Below are 18670 nucleotides of genomic sequence, written 5' to 3'. Positions count from 1 at the left end.
GCACCACACCGATTGCCAGCCGTGCGGCGCCAGCCCCGGCCGCGCATTCGCCTGCCCCCAAGCGCAAGCCTTACAAGTTGGTGGCCATTGGCACGTCAACCGGTGGTCCGGTGGCGTTGCAGCGGGTATTGACCCAGTTGCCGGGCAATTTCCCGGCGCCCATTGTGCTGGTGCAGCACATGCCGGCGGCGTTCACCAAAGCCTTTGCCGAGCGCCTGGACAAGCTGTGTCGCATCAGCGTCAAGGAAGCTGAAGACGGCGACACCCTGCGCCCTGGGCTGGCCTTGCTGGCGCCGGGTGGCAAACAAATGATGATCGACGGGCGCGGCACGGTACGTATTCTGCCGGGCGATGAGCGCCTTAACTACAAGCCCAGTGTCGACATCACCTTTGGCTCGGCGGCCAAAACCTACGGTGACAAAGTTTTGGCGGTGGTCTTGACCGGCATGGGCGCGGACGGCCGTGAAGGCGCACGCTTGCTCAAGCAGGGCGGCAGCCAGGTGTGGGCGCAAGACGAAGCCAGCTGTGTGATTTACGGCATGCCCATGGCCATCGTTAAGGCCAACCTCGCTGACGCGGTGTACAGCCTTGATGACATGGGCCGCCACTTGGTTGAGGCGTGTCACTGATGGACGTGCTCAGCCTGATCGGCATCATCATGGCCTTTGTCGCGATTATCGGCGGCAACTACCTCGAAGGCGGGCACTTGGGCGCGCTGGCCAATGGCCCGGCGGCACTCATCGTCTTGGGCGGCACCATTGGCGCCGCGCTGTTGCAGTCGCCCATGAGCGCCTTCAAGCGGGCGATCCAGACCGTGGGCTGGATTTTCTTTCCGCCGCAGATCGACATGGCGGGCGGCATCAACCGCGTCGTCAACTGGAGCCTTACGGCGCGCAAGGAAGGCTTGCTGGGCCTTGAAGGCATGGCCGATGCTGAGCCCGACAGCTACTCGCGCAAGGGCCTGCAACTGCTAGTGGACGGGGTAGAACCCGAAGCCATTCGCAGTGTGCTGGAGGTCGATTACATGACCCAGGAAACCCGCGACATTGAGGCCGCCAAAGTGTTTGAGTGCATGGGCGGTTATGCGCCGACCATCGGCATCATTGGTGCGGTGATGGGCTTGATCCATGTGATGGGCAACCTGGCCGACCCGACCCAGCTGGGCAGCGGTATTGCTGTTGCGTTTGTGGCGACCATTTATGGGGTGGCCAGCGCCAACCTGGTGTTGCTGCCCATTGCCAGCAAGCTCAAGGCCATTGCGTTGCGCCAGTCCTTGTACCGCGAGATGTTGCTTGAAGGCATCCTGTCGATTGCCGAGGGCGAGAACCCGCGGGCCATCGAACTCAAACTCCAAGGGTTTACGGGGTAACGATGAGCCGACGCCGCCGCGCTGCTGAAGAGCACGTCAATCATGAACGCTGGCTGGTGTCCTACGCAGACTTCATCACCTTGCTGTTTGCCTTTTTTGTGGTGATGTACTCGATCTCGTCGATTAACGAAGGCAAGTACAAAGTGATCTCGCAGGCGCTGGTGGGGGTGTTCAACGACACCGAGCGCAGCGTCAAGCCGATCCCGGTGGGCGAAGAGCGCCCGCTGACCACCAAGCCGGCCGAGCCGCTGATCAAAGACAGCGAAAACACTGACGCGGGGTTGGGCCAGGCCCAGGACGATCCGCTGAAAACCATCGCCAATGACATCACCCAGGCCTTTGGCGACTTGATTGCCTCACACCAGCTCACCGTGCGTGGTAACGAGCTGTGGGTTGAGATCGAGCTCAACTCCAGCCTGCTGTTTGGCAGTGGCGATGCGATGCCCAATGACCTGGCGTTCAGCATCATCGACAAGGTGGCGGCGATCCTCAAACCCTTCGATAACCCGATTCACGTCGAAGGCTTTACCGATAACCTGCCGATTCGTACTGCGCAATATCCCACCAACTGGGAACTGTCGTCAGCGCGCTCGGCGAGCATCGTGCGCATGCTGGCGATGCAAGGCGTAGACCCGGGGCGCATGGCGTCGGTGGGCTACGCCGAGTTTCAGCCGGTGGCCAATAACGCAACGCCTGAAGGGCGTGCGCTCAACCGTCGCGTGGTGCTGGTGGTGTCACGTAATCTGGAAGTGCGTCGCAGTTTGACCAGCAGCGGCGCCGCCAACGTCACGCCAGATGCCGCCTTGAAGCGTGCTGGCACACAAACTGCACCGCCACGATCAACGCCGCTGGTTCGAGGGAATGCCGTCAATTCCCCGTCACCGTCCCTATAAGTGCATGGCAATTCTCGGTCGGCACGCGTGCAACCGGGAGGAATAACTGAATGAGAGTCTGGACTGTAGCTAATCAAAAAGGTGGGGTCGGCAAGACCACCACCTCCATCGCCCTGGCGGGTTTGCTGGCTGAGGCGGGCAAGCGCGTGGTCGTGGTCGACCTCGACCCGCATGGCTCCATGACCAGTTATTTCGGTTATGACCCGGACGCCCTTGAGCACAGCAATTACGACCTGTTCTTGCACAAGGGGCAGGTGCCCGACGGCCTGACCGCGCAATTGCTGTTGCCCACCAGCAACGAGCAGATTGCCTTGTTGCCGGCCAGCACCGCGCTGGCCACGCTTGAGCGCCAATCGCCGGGCCAGAGTGGCCTGGGCCTGGTGATCGCCCGTGCCCTGGCGCAACTGTGGCAGGACTACGACTACGCGATCATCGACAGCCCGCCCTTGCTCGGCGTGCTGATGGTCAATGCATTGGCGGCCAGCCAGCAGTTGATCATCCCGGTGCAAACCGAGCACTTGGCCCTGATGGGCCTGGAGCGCATGGTCAATACGCTGGCGATGATCAATCGCTCGCGCAAACAGGCGTTGCCGTTCTGCATCGTGCCGACCCTGTTTGACCGCCGCACCCAGGCTTCCATGAGCACCTTGCGGGTACTGCGTGACTCACACCCCGAAACACTGTGGCAGGGCTTTATCCCGGTCGACACGCGTCTGCGTGACGCCAGCCGGGCAGGGCTCACGCCTTCGCAGTTCGACGGCAAAAGCCGGGGTGCGATTGCGTACCGCGCGTTGCTCAAACACATGTTGACCCAGCAACTCACACCGCAGCCGGTGTGAGCTGGGCGTGCATTCAAGTATCTGCATGGCGTGGCCGATAACCCTTAGAGGTCATGGTCGCGCCAAGGTTGAGTGAGGCACCTGATGAAGCAACCGGTCGCGCTGTCTACAAGCCCGCAAGTAGCCTTGCAGGCTTACCTGGACAACTTGCTGTTTGATGCAACCGAAGAGGCACTGCAAGCGCCGGAGCCTGTACTGACGGCCGAGCCCGAGGCGCTGGACGAATTCGCCGCTGCGGTGCTGGAAGAGCAAGTCCGTGATGCCCGCCTGACGCCCCCGGAGCCTGTGCAAGAACTGGCGGTGCCGGTGCCGTTGTCCGAGGTGTTGCCAAATGCCGACTTACTGGCGCCGCCGCTGCTCGACGTGCAGCGCCCGAACGCAACCGGCACCCGCTTGCCAGTGCAGGACGATGGTCGTCCGGCGTGGGCCAGCGAGCCGTTTGAATGCCTGCTGTTTGATGTCGCAGGGCTGACCCTGGCAGTGCCGCTGGTGTGCCTGGGGTCGATTTACGCGTTGCACAATCGCGAGTTGACCCCGCTGTTTGGTCAGCCTGACTGGTTTTTGGGGATTCTGCCGAGCCAGAGCGGCAAGCTTAACGTGCTCGACACGGCGCGCTGGGTGATGCCGGAGCGTTACCGCGACGATTTTCGTGAAGGGCTGCAATACGTTATTTCGGTTCAGGGCTATGAATGGGGGCTGGCGGTGCATCAGGTCAGCCGTTCATTGCGCCTGGACCCCAACCAGATCAAATGGCGTTCGCAGCGCGGGCAACGCCCGTGGTTGGCGGGCACCGTGATCGAACACATGTGCGCGTTGCTGGACGTGGCAGAACTTGCCGACTTGATCGCCAGCGGCGCGTCCCGCCATCAGGCAGACACTTAAACGACCGTGCTTGAGCGCGGTTAGACAACACACACCGTTAAGGTTTTTAGTCAGGGGTTTGGGGTATGCAGAACACAGCCGCAAAAGGTTCCGAGGATCCGATCCTGCAATGGGTCACTTTCAAGCTGGACAACGAGACCTACGGCATCAACGTCATGCAGGTGCAGGAAGTGCTGCGCTACACCGAAATTGCCCCGGTGCCGGGTGCGCCAGCCTACGTGCTGGGCATCATCAACCTGCGCGGCAACGTGGTGACCGTCATCGACACCCGCCAGCGTTTTGGTTTGTACAACGCTGATATCACCGACAACTCACGCATCGTCATCATCGAAGCCGACCGGCAAGTGGTGGGCATTCTGGTCGACAGCGTGGCGGAAGTGGTGTATCTGCGTCAGTCTGAAATCGAAACGGCGCCGAACGTGGGCAACGACGAGTCGGCCAAGTTCATTCAAGGCGTGTGCAACAAGAACGGCGAGTTGCTGATTCTGGTTGAGCTGGACAAAATGATGAGCGAAGAAGAGTGGTCAGACCTGGAGAACATCTGATTGATCCTTGAGGTGGCGGTAATCGTGCTGGCCCTGCTGTGGGCCGCGAGCCTGTGTGCGTTTGTGCTCTACGTGCGCAAACAGCGCGTGGCCGCCGTGCAGCAGGCCGAGGCCGACGCCCGCCGCGACCGCCGCCTCAAGGAACTCAGCCGCCACCTGGACACCTACCAGAACGGCAACGTGCAAATGGGCGAAGAACTGCACGAAATGCGCTCGGTGGTGGCCCCCTTGCCAGAAAAACTCACCCGCCTTGAACAACGCGACCCTACCAGCCTGTCCTTCGACCAGGCCGCGCGTCTGGTCGGCATGGGCGCCAGCGTCGACGAACTGACCCAGTCCTGCGGCCTGACCCAGGCCGAGGCCGAGTTGATGAGCAAGATGCACAAGGGTTGAGCCCCGTTTTCGGGAACTCAACACAACCCCTGCACAAACTCCAGAAACGCCCGCACTTTAGCCGCCGGTAAATGCCGCGACGGGTAGAACGCGTACAGCGGAAAACGCTCATCGGGCCAATCCGGGAACACGTCCACCAGTCGCCCGTCCTTGAGCGCGGGCGCCAGCCCCAGATCGAGCATTTGCGCCACCGCGTGGCCGTGCTCGCACACGCTGTACAAGGTGCTAGCGTCATTGATGATCAACCGGCCATTGGTGGGCACGATGAGTATGTGCCCGTCGCGATGAAACTCCCACGCAAACGGCCGCCCGGTCTGTGTGTCGCGAAAGTCGATGCACACGTGCTGGCCGTGTTCAAGGTCCTGCGGCCTGGCAGGGCGCCCGTAACGCTGGAAATACGCGGGTGCGGCAACGGTCAGTACGCGTACTTCCATCAGCTTGCGCGCCACCAGCGAAGACGACTGCGGGTGGCCAAAGCGAATGGCCAGATCAAAGCCGTCAGCCACCAGATCGCCCAGTTGGTCTTTGGTGTGCAAGTCCAGCTGCAATTGCGGGTGGCGACGCATGAACTCGCCCAATACCGGGCCCAGTACCAGCCTTGAGAAATACGGGTCGATATTGACCCGCAAGCGCCCGCGTACAGTCAGCGCGCTGTCTGCCGCCGAGTTGGCCGCGTCTTCAAGCCCGGCCAGCAACGGGGCAACTTCCTGATAAAAGCGCCGCCCTTCATCGGTCAATTGCACCGAGCGCGTGGTGCGATCGAACAGGCGAATGCCCAAGCGTTTTTCCAACCGCGAAATCGCCCGGCTTACCCCCGAAGGCGTGATGTCCAGCCGATCGGCGGCCTTGGCAAAACTGCCGCTGTCGACCACTGCGCTCAACACGCCCATGCCGCTGGCCAAACCCGGGTCAAAGCTCATTGGTGATTACCTGTCACGTATGCAATGACACTGATGCTATCGAAGAATCAGGTGTCTGCGCCGGATAATTTCTGCCAACACAACAGCCGTTGTTTGAGTTGAGGAGAGAGGCATATGTACGCAGTCACAGGCATTACCGGGAAAGTGGGTGGCGCTGTCGCGCGGGCATTGCTCGGTGCCGGGCAGCCAGTGCGAGCGGTGGTGCGCAGTGCCGAGAAAGGGCTGCCTTGGGCGCAACTGGGGTGTGAGGTGGCGCTGGCAGAAGTCGACGATGCCCAGGCCATGGCGCAGGCGTTTAGCGGTGTCGACGGTGTGTTCATCATGTTGCCGTCTAACTTCGATCCTTCGCCGGGGTTCCCTGAGGCGCGGGTGTTGGTCGACAACATTCGCCAGGCCCTGCAATGCGCGCGGCCGGGCAAGGTGGTTTGCCTGTCAACCATCGGCGCTCAGGCCACACAACCCAACCTGCTGAACCAGTTGCAACTGCTTGAACAGGCCTTGGGGTCATTGGCCCTGCCCGTGACGTTTCTACGCCCCGGCTGGTTTATGGAAAATGCCTTGTGGGATGTTGCCCCGGCGATTGAGAGCGGGGTGATCCCGAGCTTTTTGCAGCCACTGGACAAGCCGGTGCCCATGATTGCCACGGCAGACGTGGGGCGGGTGGCTGCCGAGTTGTTGCAGGAGACTTGGCAAGGGCAGCGCATTGTTGAATTGGAAGGCGCGCAGCGTATTACCCCTGACCAGATTGCCGAGACCTTCGCCCGCTTGCTCGACAAACCGGTGAGCATGCAGGTCGTGCCGCGGGATCGCTGGCAGGCGCTGTTTATCGAGCAGGGCATGCGCAACCCGTTGCCGCGCATGCAGATGATCGATGGCTTCAACGAAGGCTGGATCGAATTTGCCGGCACGCCGCGTAAAGGGCAGGTTGAGCTTGAAACGGTGTTGAAGGGGCTCTTGTTGTAGGAGCTGCCGCAGGCTGCGATCTTTTAAAAGATCAAAAGATCGCGAGGCAAGCTCGCTCCTACAGGGGAGGGGTGTAGATCGTAATTTACGGCCGCAACAACGCGCTGCTCAGCGCTGCAACCATCCGTGGTTTGGCGCTGTGTGCGTGGCTGATCAGGACGATCTCGCGGTGGTAACGCTCGTCGCCCACGGGCTCTGCCACGCAACCGCTGGCCCAGCGTTCAAAGCCGGACCAACGGGGCACCAGGCTCACGCCCAACCCTTCAGCGGTCAGCAGGGCGATGGTTTCCAGGGCGTCCAGTTCCAGCACGGCGGTGGGTAGAACGCCGTGGTCTTGCAGGTACTGCGACGCATGCCGGGCGCCCCAGGCGTCGGGGTCGTATTGAATGTAGGGCTGGCTCTGCAAGCGCTGGTTGACGCTCTCGGGCGAGGTTTCACGGGCGATAAACACCAAGGGTTCCCGGCGCAGCAACTGCGCATTAAACCGCTTGGCCAGATCAAAGGGCGGTGCTACCACGATGACGGCATCCAGCTCATTGGCTTCCAGTGCCTGAAACAGCGAACGCGAGGTGCCCGGCACAATGATCGGCTTTAGCTGCGGGCTTGAGCCGGTCAAGGTGCGCAGGGCGGCTGGCAGGATGCCCGTAAGCGCGGTTGAAATCGCGCCGATACGCAACGGGCCGGTCAGCCCCTCAGCGTCGGCATCGCCGGCCAGCAGCGATATTTCATGGGTGATGCGCCGTGCTCTGGGCAATAAGTCCAGGCACGCTGCGCTGGGCTTGGCCTCATGCCCGACGCGCAGCAACAACTCCAGCCCCAGTTGGCGTTCCAGCGCGACGATGCGCTGGCTGATCGCGGCCGCGGTCAATCCCTCAAGGCGTGCAGCCTTGGCAATGGACCCGCATTCCACCACTGCGATCAGGCTTTTCAGGTAGCGCGTATCCATAAGAATTAATTTCGTTCTGGGAAAAAATAACAGGTTATCTCTTTTGAGTATGACGCGGCATGATTTCTGCCCTGGTCATGTGGCCGCATCCGGCTCAAGGAGCTTGCTGTGAAATCGCTATTTCATTTCGCTTACCACGTTCACGATCTGGCCGCTGCGCGTGGGTTCTATTGCGGGGTTTTGGGCTGCATCGAGGGGCGCAGCACTGAGACCTGGCTGGACATCAGCTTTTTCGGCCATCAATTGTCATTGCATCTGGGCGAGCCGTTTGCCGTCACTAATACCGGCAAAGTGGGCGAGCATTGGGTGCCCATGCCGCATTTCGGGGTGGTGCTGGAAATGCCGGACTGGCTGGCGTTGAAAGCGCGGCTGGAGGATCGCCGCGTCGACTTTGTGATGGTGCCTACCCGACGCTTTGTGGGAACACCGGGTGAACAGGCGACGATGTTTTTCCTTGATCCGTCGGGCAATCCCATTGAGATCAAAGGATTCACCGATTGGGCGTCGGTATACGCCCTTTAACACCCATAAAGCCAAGAGGTGAGTACCACCATGAGCCTTCTAGACACCGCCGATGCCGGGATGATTGCCGAGCAGGTGCGCACTGCGCGTATCAGCCCCGCCGAAGTCGCTGAGCATTTTTTGGCGCACACCCATGCGCGCGAAGCTGACATCCAGGCCTTTGTTTCGCTGGACCCCGCCGCGCTGCGCACGCAAGTGGCGCAGTTGAAAGGGCCTGCACTCAACGGTTTGCTCGCGGGTGTGCCGGTGGGCGTCAAGGACATCATTGATACCCACGATCATCCCACGTGTTTTTACTCTCCGATCTATCAAGGCAACCAACCCTCGCGCGATGCCCATGTGGTGACGCTGCTGCGCCAGGCGGGCGCGCTGATCATGGGCAAGACCCATACCACCGAGTTTGCTTATATGCAGACCGGGCCGACGCGTAACCCCCATGACCTGAACAGAACACCCGGCAGTTCCAGCGCCGGTTCTGCTGCGGGCATGGCGGCCGGGTTTTTTCCTCTGGCGCTGGGCACGCAGACCGCGGGTTCGTTGCTCAAGCCTGCGTCGTACTGTGGCTTATATGCGTTCAAACCGTCCTGGGGGCTGGTCCCTCTGGAGGGGATCAAGCCGCTGGCGCCGAGCTTTGACACGCTGGGTTGGTATGGGCGCTCGGTGGGGGATCTGGCTTTGGTCGCGCAGGTGCTGATTCCGGGGCTGACCAGCAGCCCGCGGGTGAGTGGGCGCAGAGCGTTTGGATTTTGCCGAACGGCACGTTGGGGCGACATTGATCAGCCGGTGGCCGACGCGTTGCTGGCGTCACTCGACGTGCTCCGCGCGGCGGGGCACACAGTGACGCAGGTCGAGTTGCCGGTGGCTTTTGCCGGGGTGTTTGACGACCATCTGTTGATCAACGATTGCGAGGGTGCCCGCTCGCTGGCCAAAGAATGGCACGCCAGCCCCGAGTTACTCAGCCCGCAGGTGGTGGCCATGATCGAGCGGGCCCAACAGACCACGTGGCAGCAGGAAACCGCCGCCAAGGCCCGCCTGGCCGCGCTGGCCCCAGTCCTCAAAGCGCTGTTCGCCCCCTATGACGCCATGCTCGGGGCCAGTTGCGGCATGGTCGCGCCCTTGGGGCTGGAGGCCACAGGGCCGTCTGACTTCTGCAAGTTCTGGATGGCATTTGGCTTGCCGCAGATCAACCTCCCGCTGCCCAGAGCGCCGGGTGAGCTGCCCGTCGGGCTGCAAGTGGTGGGGGATTTTCGCAGCGACAGCCAACTGCTGGACGCGGCGCAGCACGTCGACAGTGCACTCAACGGTGGGGTTACGTTGGCGTGATGTCGCGCTCCATCGGCCCTGCATCCGGGTCAAATCCCTGTGGGTATTTGCCTTTTAGCTGCCAGGCAAAGGCAATGATTTCAGCCAGGGTTCGGTACAGCTCCTGGGGGATGCTGTCGCCCAGCTCCATGCGCGCCAATAATCTGACCAGCTCAGCATTCTCATAAATAGGCACTTCGTACTCGCGGGCCAGTGCGAGGATGGCTTCGGCCAGTGCGTCGTCGCCTTTGGCGGTCAGGGTGGGCGCCTGTTTGCCGTCGTACTTGAGGGCAATCGCCTGACGCGGTTCGGGGGGTGTGCTCATGCGGTTTCGTCGACCCAGCGTTGTTCAAGGGGAGTATGGCCATGGGCGGGCGGGGTGCCCTGATGGCAATCGAGATCGGTCACGCTCAGCCCCGCGTCCTTCAGGCGCTGGCGCAGCACGCCCAGTTGGCTGGCGATCAGTTCGGCGGTGGCGCTGTGTTGCGCCCATAACTGGCCAGACAGGTTGCCGCGCAGCAATTGTGCCTGCACATGCAGCGGGCCCAGCGGCGCGAGGTCAAAGGCCAGTTCGACGCGCCACAGTTGATCTTTGCTTTCGCGTTGTTCGCGTTTGTCTTCAGGCCCTTGCTCGGGCGAATCTTCACGCTGGAACTTGACCTGCAACGGCACGATGTCGTGGGCGTTGCGCAGGGGGATTTCCAGTTGCCAGGTGGTCAGCAGGCTACCGTCGGCGGTGCGCCCGCTTTGTTCCAGACTCGACAATTGATGGCTTTGCAGGCGCGAAATGGCTGCGGCGGCGAGCTTGAGCAGGTTTTCCAGGCTGTCTTCGCCTTCGCCCCGTTGCAGCAGGCGCGGCGGCAGTGGAAAACCGCCTGGCTGCGGTTTGGCGCTGACTTGCCCAAGCATGCCCAACGCATTGCGCACAAACGTCGGCAGGGCTTGCGCCTGGGTGCTGGCGGCGACACCGGGGTTGAAAGTGGGGTTGGCCGGCACGCCGGGCACCATTTGCGCAATCAGCCGCAACAAGGTGGCTTTCATGTCGGGGGCGAGGTTTTGTAACTGGCCACCGAGCAGCTTGGCTTCGAGAAACGCGCCGCTGTTGAGCAGGGCATTACTGAGTGTGGCGGGGTTGCTCAGTTGTTGTGGTGTAGGCAAACCGCTCAGCAACTTGTCGATAGAGGCGCGCAAAGCGTCGGGCATGCTCTCGCTGGCTGGAAGCTTCTGCAGGGCGTTCAACAAGCCGTCGAGCGAGCCCTGACGGCTTTGCTGGGCGGCGAGTTGCTGGGTAATTGCCAGTTGGTCTTGCCGGCCGCTCAGGGTCACGAAGTTCAGGCTCTGGCTGCCTTGTACTTGCGCGGTCAGCAAGCTGTCGACGCGCAAAGGTCGCGGGCTGTCGACGGTCAGGGTGCTGCCGCTCAAGGCGCTGTTAAGCAAGGTCACCAATGAGCGATACACGGCCGGTTGCCCGGCGGCTTGCGCCAACACTTGGGTGCTCAGCACTTTGCCTTGTACTAACGTGCCCACCGGCAGTTGCTGCGGATCAAGGCGGGTGAGGGCGCTGGCATTGCTGCTCAGGGCTTGTTGCAGGCTGACCGCCAGGCTGGCGGGCGAAGGTTGTGTCACCGACAGCAGCGTGCCCAGAGGCAACGGCTGGTTGCTGCTGACCTGCACGTTGGTTTGGCGGCCGCTGTCCAGGGTCAGTTTGAGCAGCAGTTGAAACACCGCATCGCCCTGTTTAAGCGACAGCACCTGCGCCTGGGCGCTTTGCCCCGGACTGATCAAACCCTCGAGCGGTTGCAGCAACTTGAGCACTTCACCGCCTGCTGCACCAGGGCGTACGGGATTGGACGCAGCAGGTGGGATGGGTGGAATATTCATGTCGCTTTTCATTGTTACAACCTTATGAATATGCCCTCTTTAGAGTAGGACATGGCATGTATAATGCTGCCCCATCGTTTAAGGTGCCTAAAAACAACACAATTCTTTGATCCAGCTCTCTTAAACAGGCCGCAAATGTATCTATCCTGCATCACTTTAACGGCCACGCCCGGGCCGACTTGAACCGTGAAGGCCTCAACGACGTGACCAGCCCTCTTTTAGAAACCGTATCGCTGACCTGTGAGCGTGACGGGCGCCTGTTATTTGAAAATCTCGAATTGCGACTCAGCCCCTGCGACATGCTACAGATCAGCGGCCCCAACGGCAGCGGCAAGACCAGCCTGTTGCGTTTGTTGGCGGGCCTGATGCAACCCACCGAGGGCGAGATTCGGCTGAGCGGGCAACGGTTGAGCGAGCAGCGTGCAGAACTGGCCAGCAACCTGCTGTGGATCGGCCATGCAGCCGGGATCAAAGATTTGCTGAGCGCCGAAGAAAACCTGCGTTGGCTGTGCGCCCTGCATCGTCCGGCGAGCCGTGAGGCAATTTGGGCAGCATTGGCCGCCGTGGGTTTGCAGGGTTTTGAAGACGTGCCGTGCCACACCTTGTCGGCCGGGCAGCAGCGGCGCGTTGCGTTGGCCCGGTTGCATCTGGACAGCCCGGCGCTGTGGATTCTCGACGAGCCGTTTACCGCGCTCGATAAACAAGGCGTTGCGGCCCTTGAAGAGCACTTGGCCAGCCACTGTGAGCGGGGCGGCATGGTGGTGTTGACCACGCACCATACCTTGACCCGCACACCTGCCGGTTATCGCGACATCGATCTGGGGCAGTACGCCGTATGAGTGTGTTTGCATCGTTATTGGCTCGTGAAGCGCGTTTGCTTTTTCGGCGCCCGGCCGAGTTGGCCAACCCGCTGGTGTTCTTCGCAATTGTGATCGCGATGTTCCCGCTGGCGGTTGGCCCGGAGTCTCAATTGTTGCAAACCTTGTCTCCCGGACTGCTCTGGGTGGCAGCGCTATTATCGGTTTTACTCTCGCTGGACGGGCTGTTTCGCAGTGATTTCGAAGACGGTTCACTGGAACAGTGGGTCCTTTCGCCGCACCCTCTGGCGCTACTGGTGTTGGCCAAGGTGCTGGCACACTGGGCGTTTTCCGGGCTGGCACTGGTGATTTTGTCACCGTTGCTGGCGCTGATGCTGGGATTGCCGGTGGCCTGTTTGCCGGTGCTGTTGTTGTCGTTGTTGCTCGGAACGCCCGTGCTGAGCTTGCTCGGCGCGGTGGGCGCCGCGCTGACCGTGGGGCTTAAACGCGGCGGCTTGCTGCTGGCGTTGCTGATTTTGCCCTTGTATATCCCGGTGCTGATTCTGGGCAGCGGGGCTTTGCAAGCAGCTTTGCAAGGCATGCCTGCGACCGGTTATCTGCTCTGGCTTGCCAGCCTGACCGTGCTGGCCGTCACCCTTACACCTTTTGCAATAGCGGCCGGCCTGAAGATCAGTGTCGGCGAATAAATAATGAGGTCTGGCCCTGCAAAGGCCAGTAAAGACCCGCGCGTTGATGAGGCCGTGCACAGGCCGCGTCAAAGCACCGTGATGGAAACAGCGTGATGAACTGGACTTGGTTTCACAAACTCGGCTCACCCAAATGGTTCTATGCCATCAGTGGACGTTTACTGCCCTGGCTGAGCATTGCCGCCGTGCTGCTGATGGTCGTCGGCGTGATCTGGGGCCTGGCTTTTGCGCCACCGGACTACCAGCAGGGTAATAGTTTCAGGATCATTTACATCCATGTTCCGGCTGCCATGCTGGCGCAGTCCTGCTACGTGATGCTGGCGGTGTGCGGGGTGGTGGGGCTGGTCTGGAAGATGAAAATCGCTGACGTCGCGCTGCAATGCGCCGCCCCCATCGGCGCGTGGATGACTGCCGTGGCGCTGGTGACCGGGGCCATCTGGGGCAAACCGACCTGGGGCTCGTGGTGGGTCTGGGATGCGCGTCTGACCTCGATGCTGATTCTGCTGTTTCTGTACTTCGGCCTGATTGCCCTGGGCAACGCCATTACCAATCGCGACAGCGCGGCCAAGGCCTGCGCGGTGCTGGCGATTGTGGGCGTGATCAACATCCCGATCATCAAATACTCGGTGGAGTGGTGGAACACCCTGCACCAGGGCGCCACCTTTACCCTCACTGAAAAACCGGCGATGCCGGTGGAAATGTGGCTGCCGTTGCTGCTCACCGTGCTGGGTTTTTATTGTTTTTTTGGCGCGGTGCTGTTGCTGCGCATGCGCCTTGAAGTGCTCAAGCGCGAAGCGCGCAGCAGTTGGGCCAAGGCTGAAGTGTTAAAAGCGCTGGAGGGTACGCGATGAGTTTTGCTTCTTTCAGCGACTTTGTCGCCATGGGCCAGCATGGCCTGTATGTGTGGTCGGCCTATGGCATTTGCCTGGCGGTGCTGGCGCTTAACGTTGCGCTGCCGCTGACGGCGCGTCGGCGTTATCTGCAACAAGAGGCGCGTCGTTTGCGCCGGGAGAATTCGAAGTGAATCCGCAGCGCAAGAAACGTTTGATCATCATTTTGGCGATTCTGGTAGGCATCGGCGCGGCCGTTGCCCTGGCCCTGAGCGCGCTGCAGCAAAACATCAACCTGTTTTACACGCCGACCCAGATCGCCAATGGCGAAGCGCCATTGGACACGCGGATCCGCGCGGGCGGCATGGTTGAAAACGGTTCGCTGAAACGCTCTGGCGACTCGCTGGACGTCGAATTTGTGGTCACCGACTTCAACAAGGGCGTGACCATTCAATACCGTGGCATCTTGCCGGACCTGTTCCGTGAAGGGCAGGGCATCGTTGCGTTGGGCAAGCTCAACGCCCAGGGTGTGGTGGTGGCCGACGAAGTGCTGGCCAAGCATGACGAGAAGTACATGCCGCCCGAGGTGACCAAGGCGCTGAAGGAGAGCGGCCAATCCGCCCCGGCACCGGCTAACGAGGTTAAGTGATGATGTCTGGACTGTTTATTCCTGAATTGGGCCACCTGGCTATGATTCTGGCGCTGTGCTTTGCCATCGTGCAGGCCATCGTCCCGCTGCTCGGCGCCTGGCGTGGCGACAAACTGTGGATGGGCTTGGCCCAGCCTGCGGCCTGGGGGCAATTCGCCTTTATGCTGTTTGCCTTCGGTTGCCTGACCTACGCCTTTATGGCGGACGATTTCTCGGTCCGCTACGTGGCCAGCAACTCCAACAGCGCCTTGCCGTGGTACTACAAATTCAGCGCCGTGTGGGGCGCCCACGAAGGCTCTCTGCTGCTCTGGGCGCTGATTCTGAGCGGCTGGACATTCGCCGTGTCGGTGTTCTCGCGCCAGTTACCGCAAGTGATGCTGGCCCGCGTGCTGTCGATCATGGGCATGATCAGCGTCGGCTTTTTGCTGTTTCTGATCCTCACTTCCAACCCGTTCGCACGCCTGCTGCCGCAAATGCCTGCCAATGGCAACGACCTTAACCCGCTGCTGCAAGACATCGGTCTGATCGTGCATCCGCCGATGTTGTACATGGGGTATGTCGGTTTCTCGGTGGCCTTTGCCTTTGCCATTGCGGCCTTGCTCGGTGGTCGACTGGACGCCGCATGGGCGCGCTGGTCGCGGCCGTGGACCATTGTCGCGTGGGCCTTTCTGGGGATCGGCATCACCCTGGGTTCGTGGTGGGCGTATTACGAGCTTGGCTGGGGCGGCTGGTGGTTCTGGGACCCGGTTGAAAACGCCTCTTTCATGCCATGGCTGGTCGGCACGGCGCTGATTCACTCGCTGGCAGTGACCGAAAAACGTGGCGTGTTCAAAAGCTGGACCGTGCTGCTGGCCATTGCTGCGTTTTCGTTGAGCTTGCTCGGGACCTTCCTCGTGCGTTCAGGGGTGCTGACGTCGGTGCATGCGTTTGCGGCCGACCCGGAGCGCGGCGTGTTTATCCTGATCTTCCTGCTGTTTGTGGTGGGCGGCTCGCTGACGTTGTTTGCGCTGCGTGCGCCGGTGGTGAAAAGCCATGTCGGTTTTAATCTGTGGTCCCGTGAGACGCTGCTGCTGGGCAACAACCTGATTCTGGTGGTGGCCGCGTCGATGATTCTGCTCGGCACCTTGTACCCGCTGATTGTCGACGCGGTGAGCGGGGCGAAAATGTCGGTCGGCCCGCCGTACTTCAATGCGCTGTTTATCCCGTTGATGGCCTTGCTGATGGTGGTCATGGCGGTGGGTGTACTGGTGCGCTGGAAAGACACCCCGGTCAAATGGCTGCTGGGTATGTTGACCCCGGTGTTGCTGGGCAGCGCGGCGCTGTCGGTGATTGCCGGTGTGGCCTATGGCGATTTTAACTGGGCGGTGATCGCGACCTTTATGCTGGCGGCCTGGGTGTTGCTGGCCGGGGTGCGCGATATCGGTGACAAAACCCGTCACAAGGGCCTGGTCAAAGGCCTGCGCAGCCTGACCCGCAGTTATTGGGGCATGCAGATCGCGCACTTGGGTATCGCGGTGTGCGCGCTGGGTGTGGTGCTGTCGAGCCAAAACAGTGCCGAACGCGATCTGCGTCTGGCGCCGGGTGAGTCGATGGAGTTGGCCGGTTACCAGTTCATTTTTGACGGTGCCAAACATTTTGAAGGGCCGAACTTCACCTCGGACAAAGGCACCGTGCGGGTGATCCGCAATGGCAAGCAAGTCAGCGTGCTGCACCCGGAAAAACGTTTGTACACAGTACAAAGTTCGATGATGACTGAAGCCGGTATCGACGCCGGTTTTACCCGCGACCTGTACGTGGCGCTGGGTGAATCTCTGGGCGATGGCGCCTGGGCGGTGCGGGTCCACGTTAAACCGTTTGTGCGCTGGATCTGGCTGGGCGGTTTGCTCACCGGCTTTGGCGGTTTGCTGGCGGCGCTGGACCGACGTTATCGAGTCAAGGTTAAAACCCGCGTGCGCGACGCGCTGGGCATGAAAGGAGAAACAGCATGAGACGCTGGCTAATGCTGGCCCCGCTGGCGGTGTTTTTGGGCATGGCGTGGTTTCTGTACAAAGGCTTGTACCTGGACCCGACCGAGCTACCGTCGACCCTGATCGACAAGCCGTTCCCGGCGTTCAGCCTGCCAGCGGTCGAGGGCGACAAAACCCTGACCGAAGCCGACCTCAAGGGCAAACCGGCGCTGGTTAACGTCTGGGCCACCTGGTGCATCTCGTGCAAGGTCGAGCACCCGGTGCTGACCAAACTGGCCGAGCAGGGCGTGGTGATCTATGGCGTCAACTACAAGGACGTCAATGAGGACGCGAAAAAGTGGCTCAAGGAATTCCACAACCCGTACCAGTTGGACATCAACGATGAAGCCGGTTCGCTGGGCTTGAACCTGGGTGTGTACGGCGCCCCGGAAACCTTCCTGATCGACAGCCAGGGCATCATCCGCCACAAGTTTGTCGGCGTGATCGACGAGCGCGTGTGGCGCGAACAACTGGCTGGCAAGTATCAGGCGCTGGTTGATGAGGCCAAGCCATGAAGCGCTGGTTAGCAGCGCTGGTGTGCGGGCTGGCCTTGACCGGCATCGCCCATGCGGCCATCGACACTTATGAGTTTGCCAATGACGCTGAGCGCGCGCGTTTTCGCGAGTTGACCCAGGAGCTGCGTTGCCCCAAGTGCCAGAACCAGGACCTTGCCGACTCCAACGCGCCAATTGCCACCGACCTGCGCCGCGAGATCTTCCGCATGCTGGGCGAGGGCAAGGACAACCAGCAGATCATCGACTTTATGGTCGACCGTTACGGCGACTTCGTGCGCTACAAACCGGCCTTGACCAGCAAGACCGTGGTGCTGTGGTTCGGCCCGCTGGCCTTGTTGGTGGGCGGGGTGGTGGTGATCGGGGTGATTGTCGGGCGTCGCCGTCGTACAGCGCGGGCCGAAGATTCTGACACTCTTTCTGCCGAGGAGCGTCAGCGCCTCGATACCTTGCTGGATAAAAACAAAGATGATTGATTTCTGGCTTGCAGCGGGCTTGCTGCTACTCATCGCCCTGAGTTTTTTGCTGATCCCGGTGCTGCGTGGTCGCCGTGCCCAGCGTGAAGAAGACCGCACCGCCCTCAACGTGGCGCTGTACCAAGAGCGCGTGGCGCAATTGCAGGCTCAGCGCGAAGAGGGCGTGCTGACCGAACAACAACTGCAAAGCGGTCGCGACGAAGCCGCGCGTGAGTTGCTGGCGGACACCGAAGGCGTGGCGCCGGGGCGCAGTTCCAGCTTGGGCAAGGTAGTGCCCATACTGGCGGCGTTGATGGTGCCGGTGCTGGGTGTGGGCCTGTACCTGCACTTTGGTGCCAGCGACAAGGTTGAACTGACCCAAGAGTTCGCCACGCCACCGCAATCGCTAGAGCAAATGATCTCGCGTCTTGAGCGGGCCGCCGCTGCCCAGCCGGACTCGGCCGAGAGCTGGTACTTCCTGGGGCGTGCCTACATGGCACAAAATCGTTCGGCAGAGGCCGCCAAGGTGTTTGAACGCGCCGTGGCGCTGGCCGGGCGCCAGCCCGAGCTGTTGGGCCAATGGGCGCAGGCGCAGTACTTTGCTGACGATAAAAAGTGGAGCGACAAGACCCAGGCCCTGACCGACGAAGCCTTGAAAGCCGACCCCAACGAAGTCACCAGCCTGGGCCTGCTCGGCATTGCGGCATTTGAGGGCCAGCGTTATCAGGAGGCCATCAACTACTGGCAGCGGCTGCTCAATGAACTGCCTATAGGTGACCCGTCCCGCGAGGCGCTGGAAGGCGGCATTGAACGTGCCCGCGGGCAATTGCTTGCCAGTGGCGGCAAGGTTGAGAGCGCTCCTTTGCCTGCGGCGCAGGCGTCGATCAAGGTCAGCGTCGATTTGGCTGATGCTGTTAAAGCCAGTGTGTTGCCGGGCGACAGCGTGTTCATCTTCGCCCGCGCCGTGTCGGGCCCACCGGCCCCGTTGGCGGTCAAACGCGTGACCGTCGCGGACCTGCCGATCACCGTGGAACTGAGCGATGCCGACGCAATGATGCCGCAGTTGAAACTGTCCAACTTTCCTGAAGTCCAACTGGTTGCGCGCATCTCCCGTGCGGGCCAGCCCACCGCTGGCGAATGGGTAGGGCGCGGCAAACCGCTGCGCAACAGCACCCAGACGTTGCAACAGCTGACAATCGACAGCCCGGATAAATAAATTTATCAGGGCTTAATCTGTGGGAGCGGGCTTGCTCGCGATG

23 protein-coding genes are annotated in these 18670 nt (G+C 61.2%); 19 read left to right on the top strand and 4 right to left on the bottom strand.

All coding sequences use genetic code 11. The features are described from left to right. The 7 genes from cheB to GHO25_RS23170 all read left to right on the top strand — a co-directional run. Nucleotides 1–629 (top strand): chemotaxis-specific protein-glutamate methyltransferase CheB (gene cheB, locus GHO25_RS23200; protein ID WP_153392645.1); only part of this gene is annotated, 629 nt, incomplete at its 5' end. Continuing rightward, nucleotides 629–1369: a flagellar motor protein gene (locus GHO25_RS23195; RefSeq protein ID WP_153392642.1), complete on the top strand. Its 741-nt coding sequence runs from the start codon at nucleotides 629–631 to the stop codon at nucleotides 1367–1369. The genes cheB and GHO25_RS23195, both read left to right, overlap by 1 nt. 2 nt (nucleotides 1370–1371) lie before the next feature. Then, nucleotides 1372–2262 (top strand): flagellar motor protein MotD, encoded by an 891-nt coding sequence (gene motD, locus GHO25_RS23190; protein WP_048371370.1) that lies wholly within the window; start codon nucleotides 1372–1374, stop codon nucleotides 2260–2262. Nucleotides 2263–2312: 50 nt separating this feature from the next. Beyond that, the gene (locus GHO25_RS23185) at nucleotides 2313–3101 is read left to right on the top strand and encodes a ParA family protein (RefSeq protein WP_048371367.1); all 789 of its coding nucleotides are present in this window, start codon (nucleotides 2313–2315) and stop codon (nucleotides 3099–3101) included. 84 nt (nucleotides 3102–3185) lie between these two features. Continuing rightward, the gene (locus GHO25_RS23180; protein ID WP_153392638.1) at nucleotides 3186–3983 is read left to right on the top strand and encodes a CheW domain-containing protein; all 798 of its coding nucleotides are present in this window, start codon (nucleotides 3186–3188) and stop codon (nucleotides 3981–3983) included. 65 nt (nucleotides 3984–4048) lie between these two features. Further along, a complete protein-coding gene (locus tag GHO25_RS23175) occupies nucleotides 4049–4528 on the top strand; it encodes a chemotaxis protein CheW (RefSeq protein ID WP_153336952.1) in 480 nt (159 codons plus the stop codon). Further along, a complete protein-coding gene (locus tag GHO25_RS23170) occupies nucleotides 4529–4921 on the top strand; it encodes a DUF2802 domain-containing protein (RefSeq protein WP_153392635.1) in 393 nt (130 codons plus the stop codon). A gap of 17 nt (nucleotides 4922–4938) precedes the next feature. Here GHO25_RS23170 and GHO25_RS23165 read toward each other — a convergent pair whose 3' ends face one another. Further along, nucleotides 4939–5841 carry a LysR family transcriptional regulator gene (locus tag GHO25_RS23165; protein WP_153392632.1) on the bottom strand — a complete coding sequence of 301 codons (903 nt, stop codon included), beginning with the start codon at nucleotides 5839–5841 and terminating at the stop codon, nucleotides 4939–4941. A 114-nt stretch (nucleotides 5842–5955) separates the two neighbouring features. Here GHO25_RS23165 and GHO25_RS23160 point away from each other — a divergent pair, with 114 nt between their 5' ends. After that, complete coding sequence (locus GHO25_RS23160; protein ID WP_153392629.1) at nucleotides 5956–6804, top strand: NmrA family NAD(P)-binding protein; 849 nt, start codon at nucleotides 5956–5958, stop codon at nucleotides 6802–6804. An 85-nt stretch (nucleotides 6805–6889) separates the two neighbouring features. Here the strand turns inward: GHO25_RS23160 and GHO25_RS23155 are convergent, their stop codons facing one another. Beyond that, entirely contained in the window at nucleotides 6890–7750 is an 861-nt protein-coding gene (locus GHO25_RS23155) for a LysR family transcriptional regulator (RefSeq protein ID WP_048371354.1), read from the bottom strand. A gap of 108 nt (nucleotides 7751–7858) precedes the next feature. Here GHO25_RS23155 and GHO25_RS23150 point away from each other — a divergent pair, with 108 nt between their 5' ends. After that, nucleotides 7859–8272, top strand: coding sequence for a VOC family protein (locus GHO25_RS23150; RefSeq protein WP_178110196.1), 414 nt, complete (start codon nucleotides 7859–7861; stop codon nucleotides 8270–8272). 30 nt (nucleotides 8273–8302) lie between these two features. After that, the gene (locus tag GHO25_RS23145; RefSeq protein WP_048371350.1) at nucleotides 8303–9595 is read left to right on the top strand and encodes an amidase; all 1293 of its coding nucleotides are present in this window, start codon (nucleotides 8303–8305) and stop codon (nucleotides 9593–9595) included. On the opposite strand, the gene GHO25_RS23140 is transcribed toward GHO25_RS23145, so the two are convergent. Both GHO25_RS23140 and GHO25_RS23135 read right to left on the bottom strand, forming a co-directional pair. After that, complete coding sequence (locus GHO25_RS23140) at nucleotides 9582–9899, bottom strand: EscU/YscU/HrcU family type III secretion system export apparatus switch protein (RefSeq protein ID WP_048371348.1); 318 nt, start codon at nucleotides 9897–9899, stop codon at nucleotides 9582–9584. The two genes, GHO25_RS23145 and GHO25_RS23140, sit on opposite strands and share 14 nt — an antisense overlap. Then, complete coding sequence (locus GHO25_RS23135) at nucleotides 9896–11467, bottom strand: flagellar hook-length control protein FliK (RefSeq protein ID WP_153392624.1); 1572 nt, start codon at nucleotides 11465–11467, stop codon at nucleotides 9896–9898. Before GHO25_RS23135 ends, GHO25_RS23140 begins: the two co-directional genes overlap by 4 nt. A gap of 191 nt (nucleotides 11468–11658) precedes the next feature. On the opposite strand from GHO25_RS23135, the gene ccmA reads away from it, so the two are divergent. The 9 genes from ccmA to ccmI all read left to right on the top strand — a co-directional run bounded on the left by ccmA (nucleotide 11659) and on the right by ccmI (nucleotide 18627). Beyond that, a complete protein-coding gene (ccmA, locus tag GHO25_RS23130) occupies nucleotides 11659–12294 on the top strand; it encodes a cytochrome c biogenesis heme-transporting ATPase CcmA (protein ID WP_048371630.1) in 636 nt (211 codons plus the stop codon). Continuing rightward, nucleotides 12291–12959, top strand: coding sequence for a heme exporter protein CcmB (gene ccmB / locus GHO25_RS23125; RefSeq protein WP_048371344.1), 669 nt, complete (start codon nucleotides 12291–12293; stop codon nucleotides 12957–12959). The genes ccmA and ccmB overlap by 4 nt, the downstream gene beginning before the upstream one ends. 92 nt (nucleotides 12960–13051) lie before the next feature. After that, complete coding sequence (locus GHO25_RS23120) at nucleotides 13052–13810, top strand: heme ABC transporter permease (RefSeq protein WP_173430622.1); 759 nt, start codon at nucleotides 13052–13054, stop codon at nucleotides 13808–13810. Further along, entirely contained in the window at nucleotides 13807–13983 is a 177-nt protein-coding gene (gene ccmD / locus GHO25_RS23115; RefSeq protein WP_048371340.1) for a heme exporter protein CcmD, read from the top strand. Before GHO25_RS23120 ends, ccmD begins: the two co-directional genes overlap by 4 nt. Further along, nucleotides 13980–14438 carry a cytochrome c maturation protein CcmE gene (gene ccmE, locus GHO25_RS23110; RefSeq protein ID WP_178110195.1) on the top strand — a complete coding sequence of 153 codons (459 nt, stop codon included), beginning with the start codon at nucleotides 13980–13982 and terminating at the stop codon, nucleotides 14436–14438. The genes ccmD and ccmE overlap by 4 nt, the downstream gene beginning before the upstream one ends. Then, entirely contained in the window at nucleotides 14438–16426 is a 1989-nt protein-coding gene (locus GHO25_RS23105; RefSeq protein ID WP_153392621.1) for a heme lyase CcmF/NrfE family subunit, read from the top strand. The genes ccmE and GHO25_RS23105 overlap by 1 nt, the downstream gene beginning before the upstream one ends. Beyond that, nucleotides 16423–16959, top strand: coding sequence for a DsbE family thiol:disulfide interchange protein (locus GHO25_RS23100; RefSeq protein WP_048371333.1), 537 nt, complete (start codon nucleotides 16423–16425; stop codon nucleotides 16957–16959). Before GHO25_RS23105 ends, GHO25_RS23100 begins: the two co-directional genes overlap by 4 nt. Further along, on the top strand, nucleotides 16956–17432 hold the full coding sequence (locus GHO25_RS23095; RefSeq protein WP_153392617.1) for a cytochrome c-type biogenesis protein: 477 nt from the start codon (nucleotides 16956–16958) through the stop codon (nucleotides 17430–17432). The genes GHO25_RS23100 and GHO25_RS23095 overlap by 4 nt, the downstream gene beginning before the upstream one ends. Next, on the top strand, nucleotides 17425–18627 hold the full coding sequence (ccmI, locus tag GHO25_RS23090; RefSeq protein WP_153392614.1) for a c-type cytochrome biogenesis protein CcmI: 1203 nt from the start codon (nucleotides 17425–17427) through the stop codon (nucleotides 18625–18627). Before GHO25_RS23095 ends, ccmI begins: the two co-directional genes overlap by 8 nt. The last annotated feature ends 43 nt before the right edge of the window (nucleotides 18628–18670 follow it).

The organism is Pseudomonas sp. FSL R10-1350 (genome assembly GCF_009600525.1).
Taxonomy (GTDB): Bacteria; Pseudomonadota; Gammaproteobacteria; order Pseudomonadales; family Pseudomonadaceae; genus Aquipseudomonas; species Aquipseudomonas helleri.
Note: the sequence above shows the minus strand (reverse complement) of the source record. Positions and strands in the feature narration are given on the sequence as shown.